This window comes from Streptomyces sp. NPDC051582 (genome assembly GCF_040681715.1).
Lineage (GTDB): Bacteria > Actinomycetota > Actinomycetes > Streptomycetales > Streptomycetaceae > Streptomyces.
In genome coordinates, this window is sequence record NZ_JBFAZJ010000027.1 from 1 (window position 1) to 23285 (window position 23285).

Below are 23285 nucleotides of genomic sequence, written 5' to 3' on the forward strand. Positions count from 1 at the left end.
GCCACCATGCACAACCTCGCCATGACACGGTGAAACAACAGGTCAAAAGCCACTCAGGCCCGCCCACGACAGACCTTCTGCAACACCCTTTAGGGTGACCCGCTCCGCGCCGGACGGCCAGTCGTTGCTGTGCACCGCGGCTGGCCACGTTCGCGACGTGCCGGGCGCTGGGGGACGGAGCGGAGCCGGCCTCGTTCGTGGGTGGGAGGCGCGTTCGATGTGCGGGCGATGGTGGCCGGCACTTCGGCGGCGCCTCCCGCGATGAACTTCTCCTCCACCGCACGGACCTGCGGCGCCACGCCCCGACGACTACGACGACTACGGCGTGGAGGTGACCGGCTATCCAGCAGGCTGGTCGGTGGCCGCCGCCCGATCCACGATCACTACCGAAACGCCCGTGCTCCTGCCCCGTCTCGATGATCCCGACCCCACCATCCGCAGTCGTCATCTCGCCGGAATGGCGGGGGCGCACGCCGAGGGCGCGCGCGGTCCGGAGCCCGGCCTTGCTCCGGCCGCCTTGTTCGGCGGGTTTCTTCGTGCGACTGACCGTTCGTCGAACGTGGTGGCGGGACGGGCCCCCGTCGTCCCGCACGGGAGTTGCGCCTGACCTGGGCCCCAAGGCCCGGCCGCCGGCGCCCGAAGGCCCCCTGGCAGCTCCCGCGCCGCCCGTCCCCGGCGGGCTACGAGACCCTCGCACGCCCGCCGTGTGACACCGGCCCGCCCCGGCACGGGGAGGCCGCCCCCCACCTCCCTGACGCGCGCCGGTCGCATCACCTCGCAGGCATGTGCTGCTTGCGCGCCGTTGCGCGCGAGCCGGGCCGCCCGGAAGCTTTGGGATGTCGCACGGCGCCCGCCGATCGGGTAGCACCCCCGGCCGCCGACCGTGCACCTTCTCCTTCTCCTCCCGAGGCCTCGGCCGGCATGCCCGCCAGCATCCGCGCCTGCCCGGCTTTGTGTACATCTGCGCATCGAGGAGCCCCGATGGACAACCAGTACGAGGCCTACACCTTCGCCGATCCCCTCTTCTACGAATCCCCGAGGGCCTGGGGAGCGCAGGAGGAGTTCGCGGCCACCACACGCCCGCTGCCCGCGGGCTGGGAACGCGGCGACCTGGAGATCTGGTCCGTGGCCCGCCCCGTGGACGTCATCCTGCCGGACCAGGGGTGGAAGATCCACGTGTCCTCGTGCGCGGCCGACGCCGAGGAGGTACTGGAAGCCCTCCACGCCTGGTGCCTGAAGGAGCGCGTCACCTTCAAGTTCCTGCGCGGCCTGCCCATCCTCCAGGTCCAGAACTCCAAGTACGCCCCGCGCGGCGCCAGCGGGAAGTTCTGCACGGTCTACCCCCGGGACGAGGCCGAACTGGAGCGATGTCTCCGTGGCCTCGGCACCCTCCTCGCCTGCCGGCGCGGCCCCTACATCCTCAGCGACGCGCGCTGGCAGGAAGGTCCCCTCTACCTCCGCTACGGCGGATTCGTCGAACGCCACTGCCGCAATGCCGCCGGTGAGCGTGTCCTCGCCCTCGCCGGCCCGGACGGCCGCCTCATACCCGATGTACGGGGCCCCGGTTTCTCCGTGCCCGACTGGGCCCCGGTCCCGCAGTGCATCGCCCCGGCCGTCGAGGCCCGCCGCGCCGCCCGCGGGCCGGACCTGCCGTACACGGTCGAACGCGTCCTGCACTTCTCCAACGCCGGCGGCGTCTACCTCGCCCGCCCCGCACCGGGTGAGCCGCCGGTCGTCCTCAAAGAGGCGCGGCCCCACGCGGGCCTGGACCAGCGGGGGGTTGACGCCGTGACGCGGCTGCGCCACGAGCACGGCGTTCTGACCCGCCTGGCCGGCATACCCGGCGTACCCCGCGTCCCCATCGTCCCCGCGATGCCGGCTGCAACCCCCGGCGCCGTTCCCGGCCACCAGGGCCTGTTCACCGTGTGGGAGCACGAATTCCTCGCGCAGGAGTACGTCGAGGGCGAATCCCTCAGCCAGTGGCTGACCGGTCGCTACCCTCTGATCCACCCCGCCCCCGACCCCGGTGCCGTGGCCGCGTACACCCGCGAGGCCATCACCCTGCTGGAGCGGGTGGAGGACACGCTGGCCGCGATCCACGCCCGCGGGATCGTCTTCGGCGACCTCCATCCGCGCAACCTGATCGTCAGGCCCGACGGCGGGATCTGCTTCATCGACTTCGAACTGGCCAGCCCGCAGGACGCGTTCGTCCGCCCCGCCCTCGGCGCCGCAGGATTCACCGCCCCGGCCGGGCTCAGCGGGACCGCGATCGACCACTACGCCCTGGCCGCCATCCGCCTCTGGCTCTTCCTCCCCCTGGTCCAGCTGACCGCCCTCGACCCGGCCAAGGCAGGCGAACTCGCCGACGTCATCGAGCACCGCTTCCCCGTACCCGACGGCTATACGGCGCCCATCCGCACGATGATCTCCCATTCGGGCCCCCGCCCCGACCCGGCCCGCCCGCCCCGTCCCGGCATCGGCCGTAACAGGGCCGCCGCCCGCTCCCTGCTGACCGCCAACCCCGCCGGCTGGCCACAGCTGCGCGATTCCCTGGCGGCGGGCATCACGGCCATGGCCACCCCGGACCGCACGGACCGACTGTTCCCCGGCGACGTCGCCCAGTTCCGCCACGGAGGACTCGGCCTCGCCCACGGCGCGGCGGGAGTGCTCTACGCCCTGCACACCACGGGCGCGGCCGTCCGCGAAGAACACGTGCACTGGCTGGTCAGGGCGTCCCGTACGGGCGTCACCGCCCCGGGTCTGTACTTCGGCGGCCATGGCGTGGCCTACGTACTGGACCTGCTCGGCGAGCACGAGGCGGCCCTCGACCTGCTCGTGAGCCTGGAGGCAGCGCGGGAGGACACCACCGGCGCGTCCCTGGCCACCGGCGCCCCCGGCATCGGCCTCACCCTGCTGCACTTCGCCGGTGCCACGGGGGATCACCGGATGCTGGCCGACGCCCAAGCCCTGGTCCTGGAGGCCGCCGACACCCTGGACAAGCGCGGCCGCGACGACGCACGCCGACCGGCCGGGCTCCTGGCCGGAGCCAGTGGCGCCGCCCTCGCCCTGATCCGCCTCTACGAGCACACGGCCGACGACACCCTCCTCGAACGGGCCGCCGCCCTCCTCGACCTCGACCTCGACCGCTGCCTCACGGTGGCCGACGGCACCACCCAGGTCGTCGACGGCCGTCGCGTCCTCCCGTACATCGAGACCGGCAGTGCGGGCATCGGCCTCGTTCTGCACGCCCTCCTCGCCCACCGTCCCGCGAGCACGGCCTCGTCCTACGAGGAGGGCATCCGCAGGGCGGCGGAGCCGGAGTTCATCATCCAGCCGGGACTCTTCAACGGCAGGGCCGGGCTGATCGGTTACCTGGCGCTCACGGCCGCCCGCGCCGACGCCCGGGCCGACGGCCCCGGACACACCGCTGCCCTCCTCGACCGCCACCGGGCCTTGTTGACCCTGCACCACGTCACCTACGCGGGTCACCTCGCCTTCCCGGGCGACCAACTCCTGCGCCTCTCCGCCGACCTGGCGACCGGATCCGCCGGAGTACTGCTCGCCCTGGGCACAGCCCTGCACACCACCCCCTTCCTCCCCTGGACGGCGTGACGGGCGCCGCGAGCGCCCCCACAGACCCCGGCCGCAGGCCGGGTGCACGACCGGATCCACCGGATCCGGGCATCCACCGCTCACTCAAGGAGAACAGTCATGGCCATCCTCGACCTCCAGACCCTGGAACTCCCCGAGACGGACGCCCACCCGATCGACGACACCCTCGCGAGCGTCAGCTCGCTGAGCGCCCTCAACTGCGGCACCAGCACGGTCAGCACGCTCGTCTGCCTCTGACCGGCACCGCCGTCGCTCCCCGCAGGGACGGCAACCGCAACACCGCATGAAGCCGGCCGGGCCGTAGCCGCACCACGGCCCGACCGACCCCCGGGCCGAAGCGCACGCCGCTTCGGCCCGGGCCCGCATGCCGGCCCGCACCGACCACCGTCCCGCACCAGCAGGAGGGGCCTCACGTGGCCGACCAGACCGCAGACCCCGCACTCCCGCCGCCGCCCCCGCCCCTGCCTCCACCACTGTCGCCTTCGCCCCCGCCCACGCCCTCGCCTTCTTCGGAACCGAAGTCGCAGCCACGACGGCCACCGCAGATCCCCACGACAGCACCGGACATCGTGAGCCTGCGCCGGGAGCTGACCGCCGACCCCGTGCGGCTGGTCGCGGCCCTCCTGCTCGCCCTCACCGCCACCGCGGCCACTCTCGCCCTTCCCCTGTTCGTCCAGGAAGTGGTCACCGACCTCATGGCCGGCCGGCCGCCGCGCGCCCACGCCGCGCTGATGTGCGCGGCCGCCGCCGTCGGAGCCCTGGCACAAGCCCTCTCGGGCTTCCTCCTCGCCCGGATCGGCGAACGCCTCGCATGTCGGATCCGCGTCCGGATCATGGAGCACAGCCTTCGGCTGACCCTGGGCGTGGTGAAGGCCCGCGGGACGGGCGAACTCGCCGCCCGCATCACCTCCGACGCCCTCCTGCTACGTCAAGTCGTCGACGTCGCCACCCAACTACCCCTGGCAGCCCTCACCGTGGTGGCCACACTGGTCGTGATGGTATGGATCGACTGGGTCCTCACCCTCGTCACCGTCGGGGCCCTCGCCGTGCTGACGCTGCTCGTCCTGCTGGTGCTCCGCCAGATGAAGGAGAACGTCGGCAAGCAGCAGAACGCAGTCGGCCGCATCGCCCAGCGCTTCACCGCGGACCTGGACGCGCTGACGACGATCAAAGCCCACCGGGCCGAGGCCGCCGCGGCCGAAGCCCTGGCGGCGGACGCCGAACGGCTTCGGGCCATCTCCCTGGAGGGCGCACGGCTCGCCGCGCTGATCCCGGCCGCCCTTTCCCTGGGCAACCAACTTGCGATGATCGCGGTGATCCTCACGGGCGGCGCCCGGCTGGCCGCGGGCGACCTGCGGATCGCGGCGTTCACGGCCTTCCTCCTCTACCTCCTCCAGACCATCCCCTACGTCAGCACGCTGGCCACCGGCTCCGGCAGGCTCCAAGCGGGCCTGGCCGCCCGGGACCGCTGCAATGAACTGCTGAGCCTGCCCCCGGAGACGGATTCGCGCGACTCCTCCCGAACCGCCCCGGCAAGCCTCCCGGGCGCCCCGGCCGTGATGTTCCGCTCCGTGTCCTACACCCACCCCGGCTCGCGCGACGCCGCCCTGCGGGCCGTCTCCTTCGCGACCGCCCGCACCGGACTGACCGCTGTGGTGGGACCCTCGGGCGCGGGGAAGACCACCGTGCTCGCCCTCATCGACCGCTTCGTCAGGCCCTCCGCCGGCTCCGTCTGCGTCCTCGGCCACGACACCGCGCACTGGCCCTTGGACGCCCTCCGAGCCCGTATCGCCTACGTGGACCAGGGGTTCACCCTGTTGGAGGCCACAGCCCGAGAGAACCTCCAGCTCGGCCGATCCCGACCGGCCACCGACCCCGAACTCGACACGGCCCTCGAAGCCGTGGGCCTCGCACAGGACATCACACGGCTCCCGCAGGGCCTGGACACGCTGCTCGGCCGGGAGTCCGACCTGTCCGGCGGCCAGCGCCAGCGGATGGCCCTGGCCCGCGCCCTGCTCTCCGACGCGGACATCGTCCTCCTCGACGAACCCACCAGCCAGCTCGACGGCCTCAACGAGGAACGGCTGCGCGCCGTGATCGCGGACCTCGCGGCCAGCCGCGCAGTCATCGTCGTCGCACACCGGCTGTCCACCGTGCGCGACGCCCGTCACGTCATCATGATGAACGCCGGTACGGTCCTCGACGCCGCGGACCACGACACCCTCCTCCACCGCTGCGCCCCCTACCGGGCCCTGGTGGCGAGCCAGAGCGGGCCGTCCCCGGCAGCGCCCGCCGCCCACCCCGCGCCGCGCGACAGCGACTCGGCGCACGGCAGCCCGTGAACCGACGCAGGACGGCACCCCTCAGTTACACCGGGCAGAGGAAAGCATGCCCGGCCTTCCGCCCACATCGGCTCGCCCCAGACGGGAGCGTCGCCGTACCCGGCTCACGTCTGGCACTGCTTCGTCACGGCTCCGCTCCAGTTGCTCCACGCCCCGCCGGCCGGCCTCACGTGCACCCGGATTTCGGCGGTGGCGTTGACGGGGCCGCAGACGCGGTCGGTGTTGCCGATCTCGAACGGGCCGATCGTGGACCTGCGCTGGACGGCCGTGCGGCCGTTGCCGAGCTTGACCCAGTGGCCGCCTTCGCGGATCCGGAAATACGCTTCGTAGTCGACGTAGGTGGCGTGGGCGCGGGAGTTGGTGATGACGGCGTGGGCGGTGATGTTCCGCATGAAGACGCGGCCGTCCTTCCACCGTTCGGCGGAGATGCAGCCCTGTGCGCCGATGTTCTGGGTCGAGACGGCTCCTCCGCAGGCAATGGCGGCGGCGTGGGCATCTGCCGGCAGTGCCAGCGCGGTCAGCAGGGCTGCTCCTGCTGTGGCGGCGAGTCGCTTCAGTTTCATGGGTTTCCTCCCGGTCTGGGTGTGCCGAAGACCAGACTGCCAGTCAGACCATGGGCAGGTACTCGGTCCACGCCCTCGCAGCGGTCAGCTTCCCGGACATCCACGGCTCCGAATCGTCGGGGGTGATTTCCCTCCGGACGTTGACGGAGGCCGCCGTGAATGCGCCCAGGCCCTCCTTCGTCGGGGCTGAGGCACCGGCTCGGTTCGGCAAGGCCTGAACGGCTACGGCACCACAGGGATGCGCACCTCATTGCGGATGGTCGCGGTCTTGGCCGCGAAGGCCTCAAGGTCGAATTCGGCCGGGCGTTGTTTGGTGAAGTCCACGCTCTGGGTCACGTCGACAACGGCCGATCCCTCCGCCCAGGAGCAGTCCGGGCCCCAGGTCGTTCCGAATTCATCGGTCTCTTGAACGATTCGACATGAGACGGGCTCCGAGGACCCTTGGGGGACGATCGTACGGGGCCCGATGATCACGATGGCTGCGTGGGGAAGGTGTGCCGGCGGTCGAGGACCTTGAGGAACTCATCGCGAGCCGTGACCGGGCTGAGCACGGTTCCGGGCCGTTCATCGGCGGGCTTCCACCTTCTCCACTACCGCCACAGCCGGCCAGCGCAGCCGTGACCATCGTCGCCACTGCTGCGGACCTCAGTTGCTGCTTCACGTGTCTCCCCCCACCACAGACAGTCCGACGTGATCACTTTGCCCGGGCGTAGCACGCCTCTGGGACCGGCTGTCGAGACAGTGAGGGCCCACCGTCCCGAGAAACGCGCGCTCTCCTGCTCCAGGACCGGTTCCCGCACTTGGCGGCGGCGCCTCCCGGCGGGTCGGCGAGCACCTGGCGGCCGCCGGGCACGGACACCCGTGGACCGGCGTACGGTTCGGCGCGTCCCGGGGGAGCACGAGGACCTGGACGCGGTCCTGGCCCGCCCCGAGCTCGTGGCCGAGATCGGCGCGGACCGCGATCGGCCATGCGGGCGTCTTCCGCCTCCCGCCGCGCTTCCAACGGCTATGCCTCGACGTGACCGTGGACGATGTCCCCCGGTTGGCGGGGCTGACTGCGGACTGGCGCAGCAGGCTCAGTCGCGGGAGGCAAGTAACGGCGAAGGGCGGGCCCCGATGGGGGCCGGCCCTTCGTGTGCGGCACGCGCGCGGCAACGCGGTGCTGCTGAGTCCCTTGCGTGACGTCACCACTTCAGGGGGCCGCCGGTCTACCCGACGGATCTATCCCCACGGTGCCGGGGACTTGTTCCTGGGGCAAGTACAGCTGGGACGGCGGCGGACGAACGAGGGCGTTTGCACCCGTGACGGGGCACCATTGGGGGCTGCTTTGAGGTGGTTCGTGAATCACGTGGCGGACGCGGCGGTGAGGGGGCGGGCATTGCCGCAGGCCAGTGGCGGTGCTTGAGAAATCATGCCCTGTGGACACTCGTGGACGAATTCCCGGCACTTGCGCGAGTGGGTGGTCGGCGGGCCCGCCCGGCGGGTGCGAGCGCCATCGGGTGTCCCGGGGGTGCGTGCCATGCTGTGGGGGCCGGGTCGGCGACGGCAATCGTCCCCGGAAATACGCCACTTGGCGTTACGTCACCACCGTGAGAGGGAGCGGTCCCGCGGCCTCTCACGCACGTCAGGGGGCCACTGTGCGGGCCCCGGGAATGGGAAGCCATGTCGACGTACCAGAAGACGGGCCGCGGCCCAGGCGGGCACGTACGGGACGAAGAGGGCCGGCCGGTGGCCCCGACGATGCCGCAGGCGGTGATCATCAGCACGATCGTCAGCGCGGTCCTCGCCCTGGCGGTGGTGCTACGGCTGAACGGGATCCCGATGGCCGAGACCCTCCAGATGCTGGGCGGCGCCGGTGGGATCGGTGTCGGCGTGGTCCTCGCCGTGACACCCGGCGGCCGCGGCCGCGTGGCCGCCATGGCCCGCGCCGCCCTGTATGCGGCCCGCTGAGAAGGGGGACGACCATGGGACGCCCTGAACTCCCCGTGGACCACACCGTTCCCGAACGCGCCGAACTCGCGACAGCCCTGCGACGATGCCGCGCCAAGGCAGGCCTGAGCTACGACGAACTCGCCGACACGACCGGGCTGTCTGCGGGCACCTTCAAGCGCGCCGCGTCGGGCAAGACCGTTCCGACCGAGGAGACGCTCAGGGCGTTCTCCTGCACGTGCGGGGTGGATCCGAATGGGAAGCGCAGACTGGGCACGCTCTGGCTGGCTGCCCGGATCGCCGACCGGGGCCGGCTTGCGCAGCTGTGCAAGCCGGCGCTGCCGCGGTTCACGAACGGCCGCCGGGAGCTGAGCGCGGCACTGGAGTACTTCTACGAAGCGGCCGGCGCACCGCCGCTGCGCCGCCTCACGGAACTCGCGGGCGGCAGGCACCTGCTGCCGGTCAGCTCGGCCGCCCGGATCGTCAAGCGACAGGCGTTGCCCGCCAGCCGTCAGCAGATGATCGCCTTTCTGACAGCCTGCGGTCTCACCGAGTGGGCTCGTGAGATATGGGGCGAAGCCTTCGAGGAGATCACCCAGAGCCACGACCACGCAGAGGCCGGCCCGTTGACAAGGACGGCCGAACTCGTTCGCCGCACCACGCCCCAGTCCCCGCTGATGAACCGCGGAGGAGGATCCGCACGGTACGTCAACCCCGAGCTCTGGCCACTGATTCATTCCAGCACCACCCCGAGCCGGGTGGGCCGGGCAGCCTGACGCTCGTACACGGCGTTGCCCAAGCGATGCACCGGCCGGGGAGACGGCCGTTCGGCTGGGACGTCGCTTTGGCGCGCGCCTCGCGGAGCCCGCGAGCTTCGCAAGATCGGCAATGAGCTCGACGTCGCCATGGCGCCCGGCCGACCCAGCCGCGGACCACCGGAGGGAGAACAAGCTGAGTGCGTGTATCCAGGTGCTCGGGCTGTGGCCTCGCAAGGTGCCCGGGAAATATGAGGCGCGCCGCGCGCGCGTCTCGTACGATCGGCCCGCACCGATCCGTCGAGCATCTTCAAGGACTTTGTGAATCACTCCGATCTCCGCTCCAAGGCTCCCTCACTGGCGGCGGGTATGGCAGCCTCCGATCACAGCCCGGACATTCAGCTGTCCCAGACGCGCCACCGCGCCATGGTTGTGGCGAGCTGGCATATCGCGCCTGGCTCAACCGTCCTGGAACTGGGCTGCGGCCAGGGGGACATGACCGCCGTCCTTGCAGAGGCTGTCGGACCCGAGGGGCGCGTGGTCGCTGTCGACGTGGCTGCACCTTCCTACGGGGCGCCGGTCACGCTCGGGGAATCGGCGGCCCGGCTCGCCGCGGGCCCCCTCGGGCCTCGCATCGACTTCCGGTTCGGCACCGATGTCCTCGACCCATCAGTGGACTTCCCCGCAAATACTTTTGACCACGTGGTGCTCGCGCATTGCTCCTGGTACTTCGCATCGTTGGCACAACTGCGCGACACACTGGCCCGGGTACGGCCGTGGGCACGACGGCTGTGCTTCACCGAGTGGGATTTGACGCCCGCAACTGGCGATCAGCTGGCGCACCTTCTTGCCGTGCTGGTCCAGGGACAGTGCGAGGCCGCAGGATCACGTGGTCAGGGCAACGTCCGCACGCCGTTCTCCCGCGAAGGGCTGCTGCGGCTCTTGCCTGGGGCCGGCTGGACGGCCGACGGCAGCCGGCCGGTCGATACCGAGGGGCTCCAGGACGGCGACTGGGAAATCGCTGCTTGTCTCAGCCTGGCCGGAACGCAGGAGCGACTGGCAGTGCTGCCCGAGCCGGTGCGACAGCTCGTTCTGAGCCAGGCGGATGTTCTGCGGACCATCGCCAAACCGCAGGGCAATCGCGCACTTGCCGCCTACTCGGTCACCGCGCGCTGACGATCTTCCCGGCGGTAGGCCGGCCAGAGCGTGCAGAGAGGGAGTACGGGACGCGGCGGGCCACCGGCCCCAAGGGAGACACCGGCCCCAAGGGAGACACCGGCCCCAAGGGAGACACCGGCCCCGCCGGTCAGCAATGTGAACGCGGCGAGCCCGGCCCGCTCAGGGCCCTGCGGGGTTCCGCTGACCGGCCGGAGTCGTGGCGGAACCATCCGCTTGCCCGGTAGCCGCCGCGTCGGCCGGTGCCGGAGCCTTCCGCGCCACCAACGCGTGCAGCAGGGCCGCCGCCAGGACCAGTACGGCGATCCCGCCCAGCAGTGCCCGCGGCGGCGCGGCCGCGGCGAAGCCCACGAGGGCGGCCCCCAGCGAGGCTGCGGTCAGTTTGAGTCCCGCCCCGAGGGTGAACACCTGGGTCCGTACGGCGTCGGGGGCGTACTCGGAGCGGATCCGAAGGGTGGCTGTCAGCAGTGGCCCGTCGCACACGCCCGCGGCGGCGAACAGCGCAGCCGCGACGGCGAGGGACGGGGCGAACGCGGCCGCCGCCAGGGCGATCCCCGTGCCTGCCATGGCCCATCGCGCCAGCACCCCCGGCTCCACGGCCGTGATGCGGCCCAGCGTCAGGGAGCCGGCCAGTGCACCCACCGCGAAGGCCGTCATCAGCACGCCCCCGGCGCCCGGGCTGCCGAGCCTGGAGGCCAGCAGCACCGAGGTGGTGGTGAGCGTGCCGATGCCGACGAAGGCCAGCGTCGTGGCCGAGGTGATCGCCCGCAGCTCCCGGATCCGCCACAGGGCGGACAGCCCGGCACCCAGACCGGCCGGGGCGGTGCCCGGCTCGGCGCGGTCGGGCCGCGGTGCCTCGTACGGGAGGGTCGCGGCGAGTGCCGCCGCCAGCGCGCCGGCCAGTGCCAGCACCGCCATGGCGGAGGCGGCCGAGCCCAGCGCGACGGCCAGGCCCACCACGGCCGGAGCGGTGACCGCCGCGGCGTTGTAGGTGGACGCGTCCCACGCGTACGCGCGCTCCCGCCCGGCCCCCGCCGGCACGAGAGCGGCGACCAGGCTGGACATCCCACCCGTCACCATCGGCCCGCAGCTGCCGCCCAGCAGTGCGACCGCGAGCACCAGCGGCGCCGGAGCCCGTCCCAGCAGCACGGACAAAGCCGCCACCGCACAACCGAACCCGGCCAGCGCGCCCACGTGGAGCAGCCTCGGCCGCCGGGTCCGCGCCGCGAGCGCTCCGGCGAGCGGAGCCGCGAGTACGTGCGGCGCCAGCCAGGCGGTCAGGACGAAGGCCCCGTGCGCGGCACTCCCCGTGCGCTCCAGCGCGAGCAGAACCAGCGCGAGGCTCATGCCCTCGGAGGCGAACCGCGCGGCCAGTGCGGCGGCCAAGTACCGCCCGAACGCGTGCATCCCCCGGCCCCCCAGCGATGTGTGACGTGATACCGGCACAAGACGTTACGCGAGGTGTCCGTGGCGCGGCCGACCGGTCCTCGATGCCGGGGTGGTAGATCGGCGCTGCCGGGCGCAGGCCGGAGGCTGCGGCGCCTCCGATGACTACCGCGCTGATCACGGGTAACCGGGCATCTCTCCGGTCCCGTGAGCGTCCGTGACGGGCTGAACCGGCGGGCGAACGGCGGCAGGCCGCGCGGGGGCGACCGTAGGCGAGCCGCTGGCGCGCAGAGGCCGGCCGCCAGGCCCGCCGGAGACGGCCAGGACGAATGGGGCGCAACGTGGACTGCGGCACATCCGGCTGCGAGGGCCCTGGGCGCGAGGCGGCGGCTGAGCAGACTATCTTGCTCGGATGAGTCTCCTCGATGATGTGGCCGAGCGCGACGGCTGGCGCTGCTGGGTGTGCGACGAACCGGTCGACCCCGACAAGTCGGTGAACGACCCGTTGGGGCCCAGCGTTGACAGCCGGACCGCAGACCGGAAGGCGAAGGTCGCCGAGCGGCTCGCGCACCGCGGGTGCAACACGCGCAAGGGCGCGGTCAAAGTGGTCATCGCCTGGCCGGACCGCCTGTACGTGGCCGAACCCGCGCCGCTGATCGCCGTTGCGGCGCGGCTGGAGCGCAAGGGGGGCCGCGAGATCGTGGGCCGTTGCCCGACCAAGCGGGACGCCCAGGAAGCGGCGGACTGGCTGATGGACCGCTTCTCCCGACTGGTACCGGGGCTGCCGGTGACCGTCGACATCGAGCCGGGCGGCGGCCAGTTCCTCGTCATCCTGGCCACCAGCCGCCGCTGACCACCGGGATTTTCGGCGCCGCCGAAGCACCGCGGGCGTCGGGCCGGGATGCTTCAGGGCAAGCGCGACGATGCCTCCGCCGATCACCATCGGCGGAGGCATGGGGATGACTGCGACGGCGATTCGGCTGCGCCGTGCAGCCTCCCGGGTCCCGTTCGGACACCCCCTACGGCAGGCACAGGGGGCATCCGCCCCGGACGGAGGCGGGCACCTGGATGCCGCTGTGTGCGCTGTGCACCGCCGCCGTGCTGGTGGCGCTGGTCGTGCTGCTGGTGTGGGAGGCGGCCGAGGCGATGGACGCGGTGCCTGGATCTGCTGTGCACCGACCCCTCAACACAACCCCTCCCCGCCCGTCCGCCGCGTCCTCCTTTCGGACCGCGCCGGGATGAACGGGGCGGTGCCGCGCCCCCAGCCCGACTGGAGCAGTCGGCGGGGATCCCGCCCTTGGCCTCGCTGACCTCGGCCCGGCGCATACTCATCGTCGGACCGCGTCCGGACCGACCGCCGAGCTCGGAAGCCCCCTGCTGAGGATGTGGTCGATCCGCACCACAGGGAAGGCCGCCCTCCGGCCGGACCCTTGGCCATGGCGCTGCCCGTGATCGGGTACTTCGACCAGAGCCCGTCGGCGCTGACGCCCGCCGCGTGGTGCGGGTAGGCGGCTGCCAGGCCGCGCTCGTACTCGGGCAGTACTCGCGGGTCCAGCTCCTCCAGTACGACGAGGTCGGCGCCGGAGTCGAGCAGCATCTTGACCGTGCCTGGCACATGGGTGTTCGCAGCGTTGCGAGGGGGATGGCCGCCAGCACCGCCAGCACCGCCAGCACCGCCAGCACCGCCGGCCCCGCGATGACGCGGCCGCGTCGCCAGGTCGCGGGTCTCGACGCGCGGGGGCCAGACCGGCCGCCGCGCCTCGCCGTTCGATGGCCTCGTACCGGTCACCGGAGCGGTGGCCCTACGAGGCGCTATGCCGTAGCCCGGCGAAGGGCACACCGGAGTGGACACGGGTGGACACGAGTGAAAGGCAGTCGTTCGTTTTCGCTCTGGAAAGTGGACAGCGTTCCGTCAGAGTCTCGGTCTGTCCGAACGACGCACCGCAGAGACGGTCGATCGTGGGGCCGGGGAGCACTCCCGGCACGGAGAAGCGCGGATCCGCGCTTCAGGGGATCTGAGACTCTGAAGAAGGAAGACCATGGCAACGATCGCACCGGCCGGTGTGCACGCTCACGCTACACCGGAGAGCACGCCCGAAAAGAGCGGCGACCATGGCCACGCGCCCATGGCGCACCGGCAGATCATGAAGGCGCTCTCGGGTCTGCTGGTGGGCCTGTTCGCCGCGCTCCTCTCCTCGACCATCGTGACCAACGCGCTGCCGACGATCATCAAGGACCTCGGCGGCGGCCAGTCCGCCTACACCTGGGTCGTCACGGCGGCGCTGCTCTCGCTGACCGCCTCCGTCCCCCTGTGGGGCAAGCTCGCCGACCTGGTCAGCAAGAAGGCACTGGTCCAACTGTCCCTGGTCGTCTACATCATCGGCTCGATCATCGCCGGTCTGGCACAGAGCCCGGCGATGTTGATCAGTGCCCGTGTGGTGCAGGGCGTGGGCGCGGGCGGACTGACCGCCCTGGTCCAAGTGATCATGGCAGTGATGATCTCCCCGCGTGAGCGGGGCCGCTACTCCGGCTACACCGGCGCGACCTTCGCCGTCGCCACCTCCGGCGGTCCGCTGCTCGGGGGCGTCATCACCGACGCCGACTGGCTCGGCTGGCGCTACTGCCTGTTCGTCGGCATCCCCTTCGCGCTGATCGCGCTGGCCGTCCTGCAGAAGACGCTCCACCTGCCCGCCGCCAAGCGGAAGGTCAAGGTCGACTGGACCGGCGCGTTCCTCATCACCGCGGCCGCCTCGCTGCTGCTGATATGGGTGACCTTCGCAGGCGACAAGTACCGGTGGCTGTCCTGGCAGAGCTACACCATGGTCGGCGGCACCGTCCTGCTCGCGCTGCTGTTCGTGGTCACCGAGACCCGCGCCGCCGAGCCGATCATCCCGCCGCACCTGTTCCGCAACCGCACCATCACGCTGGCCTCGCTCGGCTCGCTGTTCGTCGGCGTCGGCATGTTCTGCGGCACGGTCTTCTTCTCCCAGTACTTCCAGCTCGCCCGTGACGAGTCACCGACCATGTCCGGCATCATGACCATCCCGATGATCGCCGGTACGTTCGTCTCCTCCACGGTCTCCGGTCGGCTCATCACCTCCACCGGCCGCTGGAAGGGCTGGCTGGTCTCCGGCGGCGTCTTCCTCACCGCGGGCATCGGCCTGCTCGGACTGATGCGCTACGACACCCCCTACTGGCAGCTCGCCCTCTACATGACCCTGCTCGGGATCGGCGTGGGCATGATGATGCAGAACCTCGTCCTGTCCGCCCAGAACCAGGTCGGTCCGGCCGACCTCGGCGCCGCCTCCTCGGTGATCACCTTCTTCCGCTCCCTCGGCGGCGCGGTCGGCATCGGAGTCCTCGGCTCCCTGATGTCCACCCGCATCGCCCACTACGCCTCCGCCACCATCGGCGACCTGGCCCCCGGCGCACAGGCCGCAGCCGCCCACGCCTCCGGCAGCGGCTCGCTGCCCGACATGAACCGGCTCTCCCTCCCGGTCCGCACCTGGCTTGAGAGCGCGTACGGCCACGGCATCGCCGACGTCTTCCTCTACGCCGCCCCCTCCGCGCTCCTCGCCTTCCTGCTGTGCCTCTTCATCGAGGAAGCCCCGCTGCGGACGTCCGTCGCGCCGGCCCAGCCCGCCGAGCAGCAGGCCGTGTGACCGCTCCGCCCGGTCGTGCGCTTGCGGGTACCGCGGCCGCGACTGCGCACCGCCCTCCGGCCGCGTGCCGATCCGCCACGGTGCACACCGAACCAACCCGTAGAACCCGCCTGTTCATCTGTCATGCGGGGCCCGCCCGGGCCGCGCCGCACCATCTGAGAGGTACCCCGTGAACCACATCCACTCCGAGTCACCGTCCGAAATCCTGGCACGGCTGCGTGCCACCTTCCGCACCGGCCGGACGAAGCCCCTTGAGTGGCGCACGGCGCAGTTGCGCGCACTGCGGACGATGCTCACCGAGGGGGGCGCCGATCTGGCCGCCGCTCTGCATGCCGATCTCGGCAAGCCTTCCGGCGACGCATACCGCACGGAGATCGATTTCACGATCCGGGAGATCGACCACACGCTCGACCACCTTGAGGCGTGGCTGGCTCCCGAAGCGGTGGCGGCCCCGCGGCACCTGGGGCCGGACGCATCGGCCTGGACCCAGTACGACCCGCTGGGAGTCGTACTGGTCATCGCCCCCTGGAACTACCCCGCCGGGCTGCTGCTCGCCCCCATGGTCGGCGCGCTGGCCTCCGGGAACGCCGTCGTGGCCAAGCCGAGCGAGCTGGCCCCCGCCACGGCCGCGGCGCTGGCCAGGCTGCTGCCGGCCTACCTCGACACCCATGCGGTGGCCGTCGTCGAGGGCGGGATCCCCGAGACCACCGCGCTCCTGGCCGAGCACTTCGACCACATCTTCTACACCGGCAACGGCACGGTCGGCCGCATCGTCATGCGGGCCGCCGCCGAACACCTCACCTCCGTCACCCTGGAACTGGGCGGCAAGTCGCCGGTCTTCGTCGACCGCGGCACCGATCTCGACGTGGTCGCCGAACGGCTGGCCCGCGGCAAGTTCCTCAACGCCGGACAGACCTGCGTCGCGCCGGACTACGTGCTGACCGATCCGCTGACCGCCGCCGCCCTCGAACCCGCCCTCAGACGCGCCATCGAGGGGCTCTACGGAACCGAACCCGCGACGTCCGGGGAGTACGGGCGGATCGTCAACGAGCGGCATTTCGACCGCCTCACGGGCCTGCTCGACTCCGGGCGCGTCGTGGTGGGAGGAGGCACCGACCGGACGACCAGGTTCATCGCCCCGACCGTCCTGGCCGACGTCGACCCCGCCGCCCCGGTCATGCAGGAGGAGATCTTCGGCCCCATCCTGCCGATCGTCACCGTGAGCGGCCTCGACGAGGCGATCGGCTTCGTCAACGACCGGGACAAGCCGCTCGCCCTGTACGTGTTCACCGAGTCCGAGGACACACGGCACCGCATCGCCGACGAGACCTCCTCCGGCGGCCTCGGCTACGGCCTGCCCGTGGCCCACCTCACGGTCCTTGAACTGCCGTTCGGCGGCGTGGGCGAGAGCGGCATAGGCAGCTACCACGGCCGGTACTCCATCGAAACCTTCAGCCACCGCAAGGCCGTACTCGCCAAACCGCTGGCCTGAGAGGACGCTCGGTCGGCGTCGCGCACGGATCGCCGTACGCGACGCCGACCCCATCCAAGCGCTCACCGCGCACGACATCAGATGAAGGAGACTCGAATGAAGATCGAAGCCGCGGTGCTGCGCGGTGCGCGCGACCCCTACGTGATCGAGCCGGTCGAGCTGGCGCCTCCCGGCCACGGCCAGGTGCTGGTACGGATCGTGGGCGCCGGTTTCTGCCACACCGACATGCTGCCGAGGACGCCCGGGTTCATGGCCCGGCCGCCCGTCATCACCGGACACGAAGGCGCCGGGATAGTGGAGGAGGTGGGCCCCGGTGTCACCGGAATCGCCCCCGGCGCTCATGTCGTGCTCTCCTTCGACTCCTGCGGAGCGTGCCGGAACTGCCTCGGTGCCCACCCGGCGTACTGCGAGGACTTCTACCGCCTCAACCTCACCGGCTCCGGCCTCGACGGTGCCGGCCCGGTCATCGACCACCACGGGCGCCCCGTGGCGGCCCGCTGGTTCGGCCAGTCGTCGTTCGCGACCCATGCGCTGGCCGGCGCACGCAACGTCGTCGAGGTGGACAAGGACCTGCCGCTGGAGCTGCTCGGCCCGTTGGGCTGCGCGGTCCAGACGGGCGCGGGTTCGGTTCTCCTCGCCCTGCGGGTCGGCGCGGGCTCCAGCCTCGTCGTCTTCGGGGCGGGCGGGGTGGGCCTGTCCGCGATCATGGCTGCCCGGGTCGCCGGGGCCACCACGATCGTGGCGGTGGACCTGCACGAGAACCGGCTGTCGCTGGCCCGCGAACTCGGCGCCACCGCCACGGTGCACGGCGGCGACGACGACATCGTGGCGCAGCTGCGCGAACTCACCGGGGGAGGGACCCAGTACGCCCTGGACACCACCGGGGTCCCCGGCGTCATCAACACGGCCATCGAGGCCCTCCGGCCCACGGGTACCGTCGGTCTGGTCGGCGCCCCGTCCCAGCCCCTGACCCTTCCTCCCGCGGCCCTGGCACAGGGCAAGAACGTGAAGGGGATCCTGGAGGGTGACGCCGTGCCCCAGCTGTTCATACCGCAGCTGCTGGAGCTGTGGCGGGACGGGCGCTTCCCCTTCGACCGGCTCGTGCGGACCTACCCGCTCAGCGCGATCAACGACGCAGAGCGGGACGCGGCGGCAGGCACGACCATCAAGCCCGTGTTGCTGCCGGGCAGCTGAGCCCGGCGGCGAGCGGGAACCGGGTCCGTGACGGATCTCGTGAGCCATCGCCGCATTTCAGAGGCGCACCCGTGTTGTTCTGCCAGCGGTGAACACCGGCCCGGCCGAGCCCGACGATCGCTACGGTCCGGTCGCATGACGATGACGACGCGCACGGTCGAGTACCAGGCCGACGGTCGGACGATGATCGGACACCTCGCCGTCCCGTCCGGTGTCGACCGCCGGCCCGCGGTGCTGCTCGGGCCGGAGGGCATGGGGCTCAGTGACGTCGAGCGCCGTCGGGCCGATGCTCTTGCCGAACTGGGATACGTAGCGCTGGCCTTCGACCTTCACGGCGGGCGCTATCTGAGTGACCCCGAGGAGATGCTGGCCCGTTGCCTGCCGCTGCTCGCTGATCCCGGCCGGATGCGGGGCATCGGCCACGCGGCGCTCGACGTGCTGCGCGCCGAACCGCGGACCGACCCCGACCGGATCGCCGCCGTCGGCTACGGCACCGGGGGCGCCATCGCGCTGGAACTCGGGCGCGACGGAGTCAACCTGCGGGCGATCGGGACGGTCAACGCAACCACCACGGGCCGACCGGGAGAGGCGGCACGCATCCGCTGCCCGGTGTGGGCCGGGGTCGGATCGGAAGACCCGATCATGCCGCCCGCGCAACGGGACGCGTTCGCCGCCGAGATGCAGGCCGCAGGCGTCGACTGGCGCCTCGTGGTCTACGGCGGCGCCTTGCACGCCTTCCACCACCCGCCGGTCGACCACGTCGTGGTACCCGGCGTCGGCTACCACCCACGGCACGCGCAGCGAGCCTGGCACGACGTCGTCGACCTGCTCGCCGAGTGCGTTCCCGTAACGGAATGACCTGGCCGGCAATTTCGCGATTCCGGGCCGCGCACCAGGCCGATCGACCGCCATCCCTCAGCGCCGGTCCGCGCCTTCCCGCTCCATCCACTGCGTGACGGCCGCCAGGCCCCGGATCGGTGCCCGCTGCGGTCAGCGCGTCAGCGCGTCAGCCCGTCAGCGCGTCGCCCCGGGCAGGGCCGTGAAGGTCGCGCTGGCCGAGCGCGAGGACACCGCCCCTTCCACTGCGAGTTCTCCGTCAATGGAGATCGTGCACTGGAGCCAGCCGTCGGGATGCTCGGGGTTGGACGTGATGATCGTGAGCATGGGCATCGCGTCGATGCTCGACATCACGACGTCCTGCTTCCACGGCGTGACGCCGGCCTCGACCCGCTTCTCCTCTCCTTTGAGAGGGTCGCCGACGGCATAGGTCACCTCGAAGGAGCCGGTGCCGGTCACCTCGTAAGTGACCTTGGTCCCGCGTTTGCGCCGGAAGGGGAGGAACTTGCTGATCATGTGCGGCCTCTGGGAAAGCGGACTGGCGGAACTCTCGGCCATCCTCGCACGTGCTGCCGGGACGCCCGCGGAAGCACCGGGCGCCGCACCACTTGAAGAGGCGGCTCCAGCGCTCAAGAAGACCCATCGGGCCCCGAGACGACTGCGCCCGCCGCGTTGTTGTGCAGACCCTCACGATTGCCGGAACCACGGTGCTTCGGCTGGAGGACCAGGCCGTTTCACGGCGGCACGGACCCGCCGTCCCTGCGGACACCCCCTAGCCTGCTCGGATGACCGGACCGACCGTCACCGCAGTCGAACTACTGCACGCATTGCCCGCTTTGGCGCCGTACGCGCGCACCGCGACCCTCCTCAGGCCCTCCGCCGGGAGCCCCGGTCCGTACGAGAGCTCGGTCGGCGGGCCTCCGTTGTGGCCCGTGGACGAGCCCTGGCCGCGGTGTCGGCAGCCGCACCTGGTGTATGTGCGGGAGAAGCTGACCGACGCCGAGCGGGAGGCGTGGCAAGGCATCGCGCGAAACCGCAGACAACGCCGCCGGCACGATGGCGCGCACGTACTGACTGCCGAAGAGGCCGCGACCCAGTCCCGGATCATGGACGGCGGATCGCTGGACCTGATCGCCTGGGAACGGGTCCGGCTGGTGCCGCGGCCGGTGCCCGGGGACGGGCTGCCCATGGTCCCCGTGCTCCAGCTCCACGCCCGGGACGCGCCCGCCCTGCGCCGGCCGCCCGGGACCGATCTGCTCCAGCTCCTGTGGTGCCCGCAGGACCACGCCGAACCTGAGGGACAGCCCCGGTACTGGGGCCCCGTGGTGGAGCTGCGCCACCGGGCCTCGGCGGAGACCGGCACCACGGCCGCGGGACCGCCCGTACCGGGAGGAGCCAAGGAGGTGTACCTGCCCGCGCCGTGCCGCCTCGAACCCGTCGAGGCGCTGGACCTGCCGGAGCAGGACGAACTGCCCGAGGAGCTGTACGAGTCCGTCGAGCAGTGGGCCGCGGGGCGTGGGACCGACTACAACCGGGTGCTCGGCTGCCTGCCCGGCTGGAAGGCCGGCGGCTGGCCCAGCTGGCACCTCACCGACTTCACGCCGCTGGACTGCCGGTGCGGGGCCCGGATGCGGCTGCTGCTCACGCTGGACAGTGGCGGGGACCCGGGACTCAACGTGGGACGGTACGGAGAACTCCGGGTCTTCAGCTGTCCCGAGGACCCGGACCACCCGATGCGCCTGAACATCCAGTGAAGGAGCGACGGGGCCGGGGCATCAGGCGCCGTGAGCGGGTTCTCGCATCTCGTTACGGCGATGGCGCCGATCTGGCGGCCACGGGGACGCCCGTGCCGGATCTCCACCCCCTTCTCCACCCTCGGGTCCAGGCGCGGAGAGCGGCGCCGCAGCAGTCTGGAGGACATGACAACAACCGAGTGGGTCACCGACATCGCCCTCGTCCTGATCGTCTTCCGGCAGCTGCGGGAGGGCCGTCTCGACCACAAGACCTTCCTGCTCCCGTTGGCGATCGTGGCCTTCGTGGGGTACTCGTACCTCGACTCCGTCCCGACCGCCGGCAACGACCTCGTCCTGATCGGGGCCCTGACGTTGGTGGGCGCCGCGCTGGGCATCGCCGGCGGGATCTACACCCGCATCCGCACCCTCGACGGAGATCTCCTGATCAAGGCGGGCGTCGTGTCGGCGGTCCTCTGGATCGCGGGCATGGGGGCCCGGATGGGCTTCCAGACCTGGGTGGAACACGGCGGCGGCGCCGACGACGTCGCCCGCTTCAGCCTCGCGCACCACATCACCAGCGGGCAGGCGTGGGTCACGGCCTTCGTCCTCATGGCAATCACCGAGGTCGTGACCCGGGTGGCCACGATCTACGTACGCAGCCGGGCGGTGCGGACGGCCCCGACCCGGACCGTGCTCGGCACCACGGTCTGACCGTGCCGTATCTTCGGCCTGTGCCCGCAGACCACAGGGATCCGCACCCCGGCGACGACACCGCCCGGGGTGCGGGCACGCGTCCCGTACCGGGGCACGACCCGGGCGTGCAATGGGTGGTCTCCCTCGCGGTCATCTTCGTGGGAGTCCTGACGATCCGGCCCATGGGGCTGAGCGGCCGGGGCCTGGCCGTGGCCGTCCTGGTCGTGGTCAACTCCGCCGCACTGCTGGCCCGTCGGCTGCCCGAGCACAAGGTCCCGCCACGCGTCGCCATGGTCTGGCTCACGCTCGGGGTCGGCGCGGCGGCCGCCTTGATCGGCCTGAGCAGCAGCGGAACGGGCTACCTCTTCGCCTTCATCCTCGCCGGCCACATCGGATACCGGCTGGACACCCGGCGGGCCCTCGTCTTGGCCGGGTTCTGCAGCCTGCTCTGCGGTGCCGTGCTGTACCTGTGCCTGGGACCGGGGCACGAGGTGCTGCCGTGGGTGTTCGGCCTCACCACCGGCGCCCCGGTCCTGATCGGCATCGTCAACCGCAGTCAGCGGCAGGCCGTACGGGCGGCGATCGACGCCGCCGAGTCGGCCGAACGCGCCGCCCGCGCCGAGGCGCGCACCGCCGCGCTGACCGAACGGGGCCGGATCGCCCGGGACGTGCACGACGTCCTGGCGCACTCCCTCGCCGGGATCAACATGCAGTTGGAGCTGGCGGACGCGCTGATCGACACGGGGGACCTGGAGAAGGTCCGAGAGGCCCACGCCAAGGCCCACGGCCTCGTCAAGGAGAGTCTGAAGCAGGCGCAGTGGACCGTGCACGCCCTGCGGGAGGACGCGCTGCCACTGCGGGAGACCCTCGCCTCGATGCTCGCGTCCTCGGGACACCGGGACGCACTCACCGTCACCGGGGCCGTGCGCGAGGTGGCCGCCGAGGTGGTCCGGAGCCTGCTGCGGATCGCCCAGGAAGCCCTGACCAACGCGGCCCGGCACGCGCCCGGGGGAGCCGTCTCGGTCGAGCTGGCGTTCGCCCCGGCATCGACCGCGCTGATAGTCCGCAACCGTCCCGCCACCCGCCCGGCGGTGCCGGGCGAGGGCAGTGGGATGGGACTGATAGGCATGCGTGAACGCGTCGCCATCCTGAGGGGGACGCTCACGGCGGGCCTGGTCACCGAGGGTCCGCACCAAGGCGACTGGCAAGTGGAGGCAGTGATCCCGCAATGACCGGAGACGCGGCGCAGGAGCAGCAGTTGAAGGTGGTCGTCGCCGACGACCAGGCCGCCGTCCGCGAGCCCCTCGCCGCGGTCCTCGCCCTGGCCGAGGGCATCGAGGTCGTCGCGGCCGCGGCGAACGGCGCCGAGGTGCTGGCGGCCGTCGCCGCCGGCCCGGTGGACGTGGTGCTGATGGACTTGAGGATGCCCGTCATGGACGGCATCGAGGCGACCCGCCGGCTGACCGGGGAGCACCCGGAGGTCGCGGTGGTCGTCCTGACCACCTTCGCCGACGACGACTCGATTCTCGGCGCGCTGGGCGCGGGAGCCCGCGGCTACCTGACCAAGAACGCCGGACGCCGGGACATCACCCGCGCGATCCGGGCCGCGGCCGCCGGTCAGTCCGTACTCGACCGCGAGGTCCAGGACCGCCTCCTCGCCACCGCCAGGACCAAGGAGCCCTCGCCCGACGGACCCCTGCCCGAGGACCTCACCCCCCGCGAACGCGAGGTCCTCGCGCTGATCGGCGAGGGCCTGCCCAACCGGGGCATCGCCGAGCGGCTCTTCATCAGCGAGGCCACGGTCAAGACCCACATCAACAACCTGTTCTCCAAGGCCGGGATCCGTGACCGCGCGGACGCCGTCCGCCGCGCGATCAGCTCGGGCCTGGCCTGACCCGTCACCCGTCCCGT

At 71.8% G+C, this 23285-nt stretch carries 18 protein-coding genes; 15 read left to right on the top strand and 3 right to left on the bottom strand.

Features of this window, described 5'->3' with window-relative positions:
* Positions 1–981: 981 nt before the first annotated feature.
* The 3 genes from lanKC (at position 982) to AB0M92_RS29255 (ending at position 5954) form a co-directional block, all read left to right on the top strand.
* On the top strand, positions 982–3612 hold the full coding sequence (lanKC, locus tag AB0M92_RS29245; protein ID WP_366105307.1) for a class III lanthionine synthetase LanKC: 2631 nt from the start codon (positions 982–984) through the stop codon (positions 3610–3612).
* 99 nt (positions 3613–3711) lie between these two features.
* A complete protein-coding gene (locus AB0M92_RS29250; protein WP_107438786.1) occupies positions 3712–3849 on the top strand; it encodes a SapB/AmfS family lanthipeptide in 138 nt (45 codons plus the stop codon).
* A gap of 332 nt (positions 3850–4181) precedes the next feature.
* Entirely contained in the window at positions 4182–5954 is a 1773-nt protein-coding gene (locus tag AB0M92_RS29255) for an ABC transporter ATP-binding protein (protein WP_366105308.1), read from the top strand.
* A gap of 104 nt (positions 5955–6058) precedes the next feature.
* On the opposite strand, the gene AB0M92_RS29260 is transcribed toward AB0M92_RS29255, so the two are convergent.
* Entirely contained in the window at positions 6059–6517 is a 459-nt protein-coding gene (locus AB0M92_RS29260) for a hypothetical protein (protein ID WP_366105309.1), read from the bottom strand.
* Between the two features lie 1662 nt (positions 6518–8179).
* On the opposite strand from AB0M92_RS29260, the gene AB0M92_RS29265 reads away from it, so the two are divergent.
* The 3 genes from AB0M92_RS29265 (at position 8180) to AB0M92_RS29275 (ending at position 10377) form a co-directional block, all read left to right on the top strand.
* Complete coding sequence (locus tag AB0M92_RS29265; protein WP_366105310.1) at positions 8180–8467, top strand: hypothetical protein; 288 nt, start codon at positions 8180–8182, stop codon at positions 8465–8467.
* 35 nt (positions 8468–8502) lie between these two features.
* On the top strand, positions 8503–9222 hold the full coding sequence (locus AB0M92_RS29270; RefSeq protein ID WP_366105311.1) for a helix-turn-helix transcriptional regulator: 720 nt from the start codon (positions 8503–8505) through the stop codon (positions 9220–9222).
* Between the two features lie 300 nt (positions 9223–9522).
* On the top strand, positions 9523–10377 hold the full coding sequence (locus AB0M92_RS29275; protein WP_366105312.1) for a methyltransferase domain-containing protein: 855 nt from the start codon (positions 9523–9525) through the stop codon (positions 10375–10377).
* Positions 10378–10539: 162 nt separating this feature from the next.
* On the opposite strand, the gene AB0M92_RS29280 is transcribed toward AB0M92_RS29275, so the two are convergent.
* On the bottom strand, positions 10540–11784 hold the full coding sequence (locus AB0M92_RS29280) for an MFS transporter (RefSeq protein WP_366105313.1): 1245 nt from the start codon (positions 11782–11784) through the stop codon (positions 10540–10542).
* A gap of 391 nt (positions 11785–12175) precedes the next feature.
* Here AB0M92_RS29280 and AB0M92_RS29285 point away from each other — a divergent pair, with 391 nt between their 5' ends.
* The 5 genes from AB0M92_RS29285 to AB0M92_RS29305 all read left to right on the top strand — a co-directional run bounded on the left by AB0M92_RS29285 (position 12176) and on the right by AB0M92_RS29305 (position 18969).
* Complete coding sequence (locus AB0M92_RS29285; RefSeq protein WP_366105314.1) at positions 12176–12616, top strand: hypothetical protein; 441 nt, start codon at positions 12176–12178, stop codon at positions 12614–12616.
* A 1186-nt stretch (positions 12617–13802) separates the two neighbouring features.
* Positions 13803–15425: an MDR family MFS transporter gene (locus tag AB0M92_RS29290; protein ID WP_366105315.1), complete on the top strand. Its 1623-nt coding sequence runs from the start codon at positions 13803–13805 to the stop codon at positions 15423–15425.
* Positions 15426–15594: 169 nt separating this feature from the next.
* Positions 15595–16917 (top strand): aldehyde dehydrogenase family protein, encoded by a 1323-nt coding sequence (locus AB0M92_RS29295; protein ID WP_366105316.1) that lies wholly within the window; start codon positions 15595–15597, stop codon positions 16915–16917.
* Positions 16918–17013: 96 nt separating this feature from the next.
* Positions 17014–18111, top strand: coding sequence for an NAD(P)-dependent alcohol dehydrogenase (locus tag AB0M92_RS29300; RefSeq protein WP_366105317.1), 1098 nt, complete (start codon positions 17014–17016; stop codon positions 18109–18111).
* Between the two features lie 135 nt (positions 18112–18246).
* Complete coding sequence (locus AB0M92_RS29305; protein ID WP_366105318.1) at positions 18247–18969, top strand: dienelactone hydrolase family protein; 723 nt, start codon at positions 18247–18249, stop codon at positions 18967–18969.
* A 156-nt stretch (positions 18970–19125) separates the two neighbouring features.
* On the opposite strand, the gene AB0M92_RS29310 is transcribed toward AB0M92_RS29305, so the two are convergent.
* Positions 19126–19464 (bottom strand): hypothetical protein, encoded by a 339-nt coding sequence (locus tag AB0M92_RS29310; protein WP_366105319.1) that lies wholly within the window; start codon positions 19462–19464, stop codon positions 19126–19128.
* A 269-nt stretch (positions 19465–19733) separates the two neighbouring features.
* Here AB0M92_RS29310 and AB0M92_RS29315 point away from each other — a divergent pair, with 269 nt between their 5' ends.
* The 4 genes from AB0M92_RS29315 (at position 19734) to AB0M92_RS29330 (ending at position 23268) form a co-directional block, all read left to right on the top strand.
* Complete coding sequence (locus AB0M92_RS29315) at positions 19734–20702, top strand: hypothetical protein (RefSeq protein ID WP_366105320.1); 969 nt, start codon at positions 19734–19736, stop codon at positions 20700–20702.
* A gap of 165 nt (positions 20703–20867) precedes the next feature.
* Complete coding sequence (locus AB0M92_RS29320; RefSeq protein ID WP_366105321.1) at positions 20868–21392, top strand: hypothetical protein; 525 nt, start codon at positions 20868–20870, stop codon at positions 21390–21392.
* Positions 21393–21499: 107 nt separating this feature from the next.
* Positions 21500–22606, top strand: a complete 1107-nt coding sequence (locus AB0M92_RS29325) for a histidine kinase (RefSeq protein ID WP_366105395.1) — start codon at positions 21500–21502, stop codon at positions 22604–22606.
* Positions 22603–23268, top strand: coding sequence for a response regulator transcription factor (locus AB0M92_RS29330; protein ID WP_366105322.1), 666 nt, complete (start codon positions 22603–22605; stop codon positions 23266–23268). The genes AB0M92_RS29325 and AB0M92_RS29330 overlap by 4 nt, the downstream gene beginning before the upstream one ends.
* The last annotated feature ends 17 nt before the right edge of the window (positions 23269–23285 follow it).

Bases quoted from the DNA above. Each gene is read 5' to 3' on its own strand.
- lanKC (WP_366105307.1), top strand. From the start codon at position 982: ATGGACAACCAGTACGAGGCCTACACCTTCGCCGATCCCCTCTTCTAC.
- AB0M92_RS29250 (WP_107438786.1), top strand. From the start codon at position 3,712: ATGGCCATCCTCGACCTCCAGACCCTGGAACTCCCCGAGACGGACGCC.
- AB0M92_RS29260 (WP_366105309.1), bottom strand. From the start codon at position 6,517: ATGAAACTGAAGCGACTCGCCGCCACAGCAGGAGCAGCCCTGCTGACC.
- AB0M92_RS29265 (WP_366105310.1), top strand. From the start codon at position 8,180: ATGTCGACGTACCAGAAGACGGGCCGCGGCCCAGGCGGGCACGTACGG.
- AB0M92_RS29280 (WP_366105313.1), bottom strand. From the start codon at position 11,784: ATGCACGCGTTCGGGCGGTACTTGGCCGCCGCACTGGCCGCGCGGTTC.
- AB0M92_RS29285 (WP_366105314.1), top strand. From the start codon at position 12,176: ATGAGTCTCCTCGATGATGTGGCCGAGCGCGACGGCTGGCGCTGCTGG.
- AB0M92_RS29290 (WP_366105315.1), top strand. From the start codon at position 13,803: ATGGCAACGATCGCACCGGCCGGTGTGCACGCTCACGCTACACCGGAG.
- AB0M92_RS29300 (WP_366105317.1), top strand. From the start codon at position 17,014: ATGAAGATCGAAGCCGCGGTGCTGCGCGGTGCGCGCGACCCCTACGTG.
- AB0M92_RS29305 (WP_366105318.1), top strand. From the start codon at position 18,247: ATGACGATGACGACGCGCACGGTCGAGTACCAGGCCGACGGTCGGACG.
- AB0M92_RS29310 (WP_366105319.1), bottom strand. From the start codon at position 19,464: ATGATCAGCAAGTTCCTCCCCTTCCGGCGCAAACGCGGGACCAAGGTC.
- AB0M92_RS29315 (WP_366105320.1), top strand. From the start codon at position 19,734: ATGACCGGACCGACCGTCACCGCAGTCGAACTACTGCACGCATTGCCC.
- AB0M92_RS29320 (WP_366105321.1), top strand. From the start codon at position 20,868: ATGACAACAACCGAGTGGGTCACCGACATCGCCCTCGTCCTGATCGTC.
- AB0M92_RS29330 (WP_366105322.1), top strand. From the start codon at position 22,603: ATGACCGGAGACGCGGCGCAGGAGCAGCAGTTGAAGGTGGTCGTCGCC.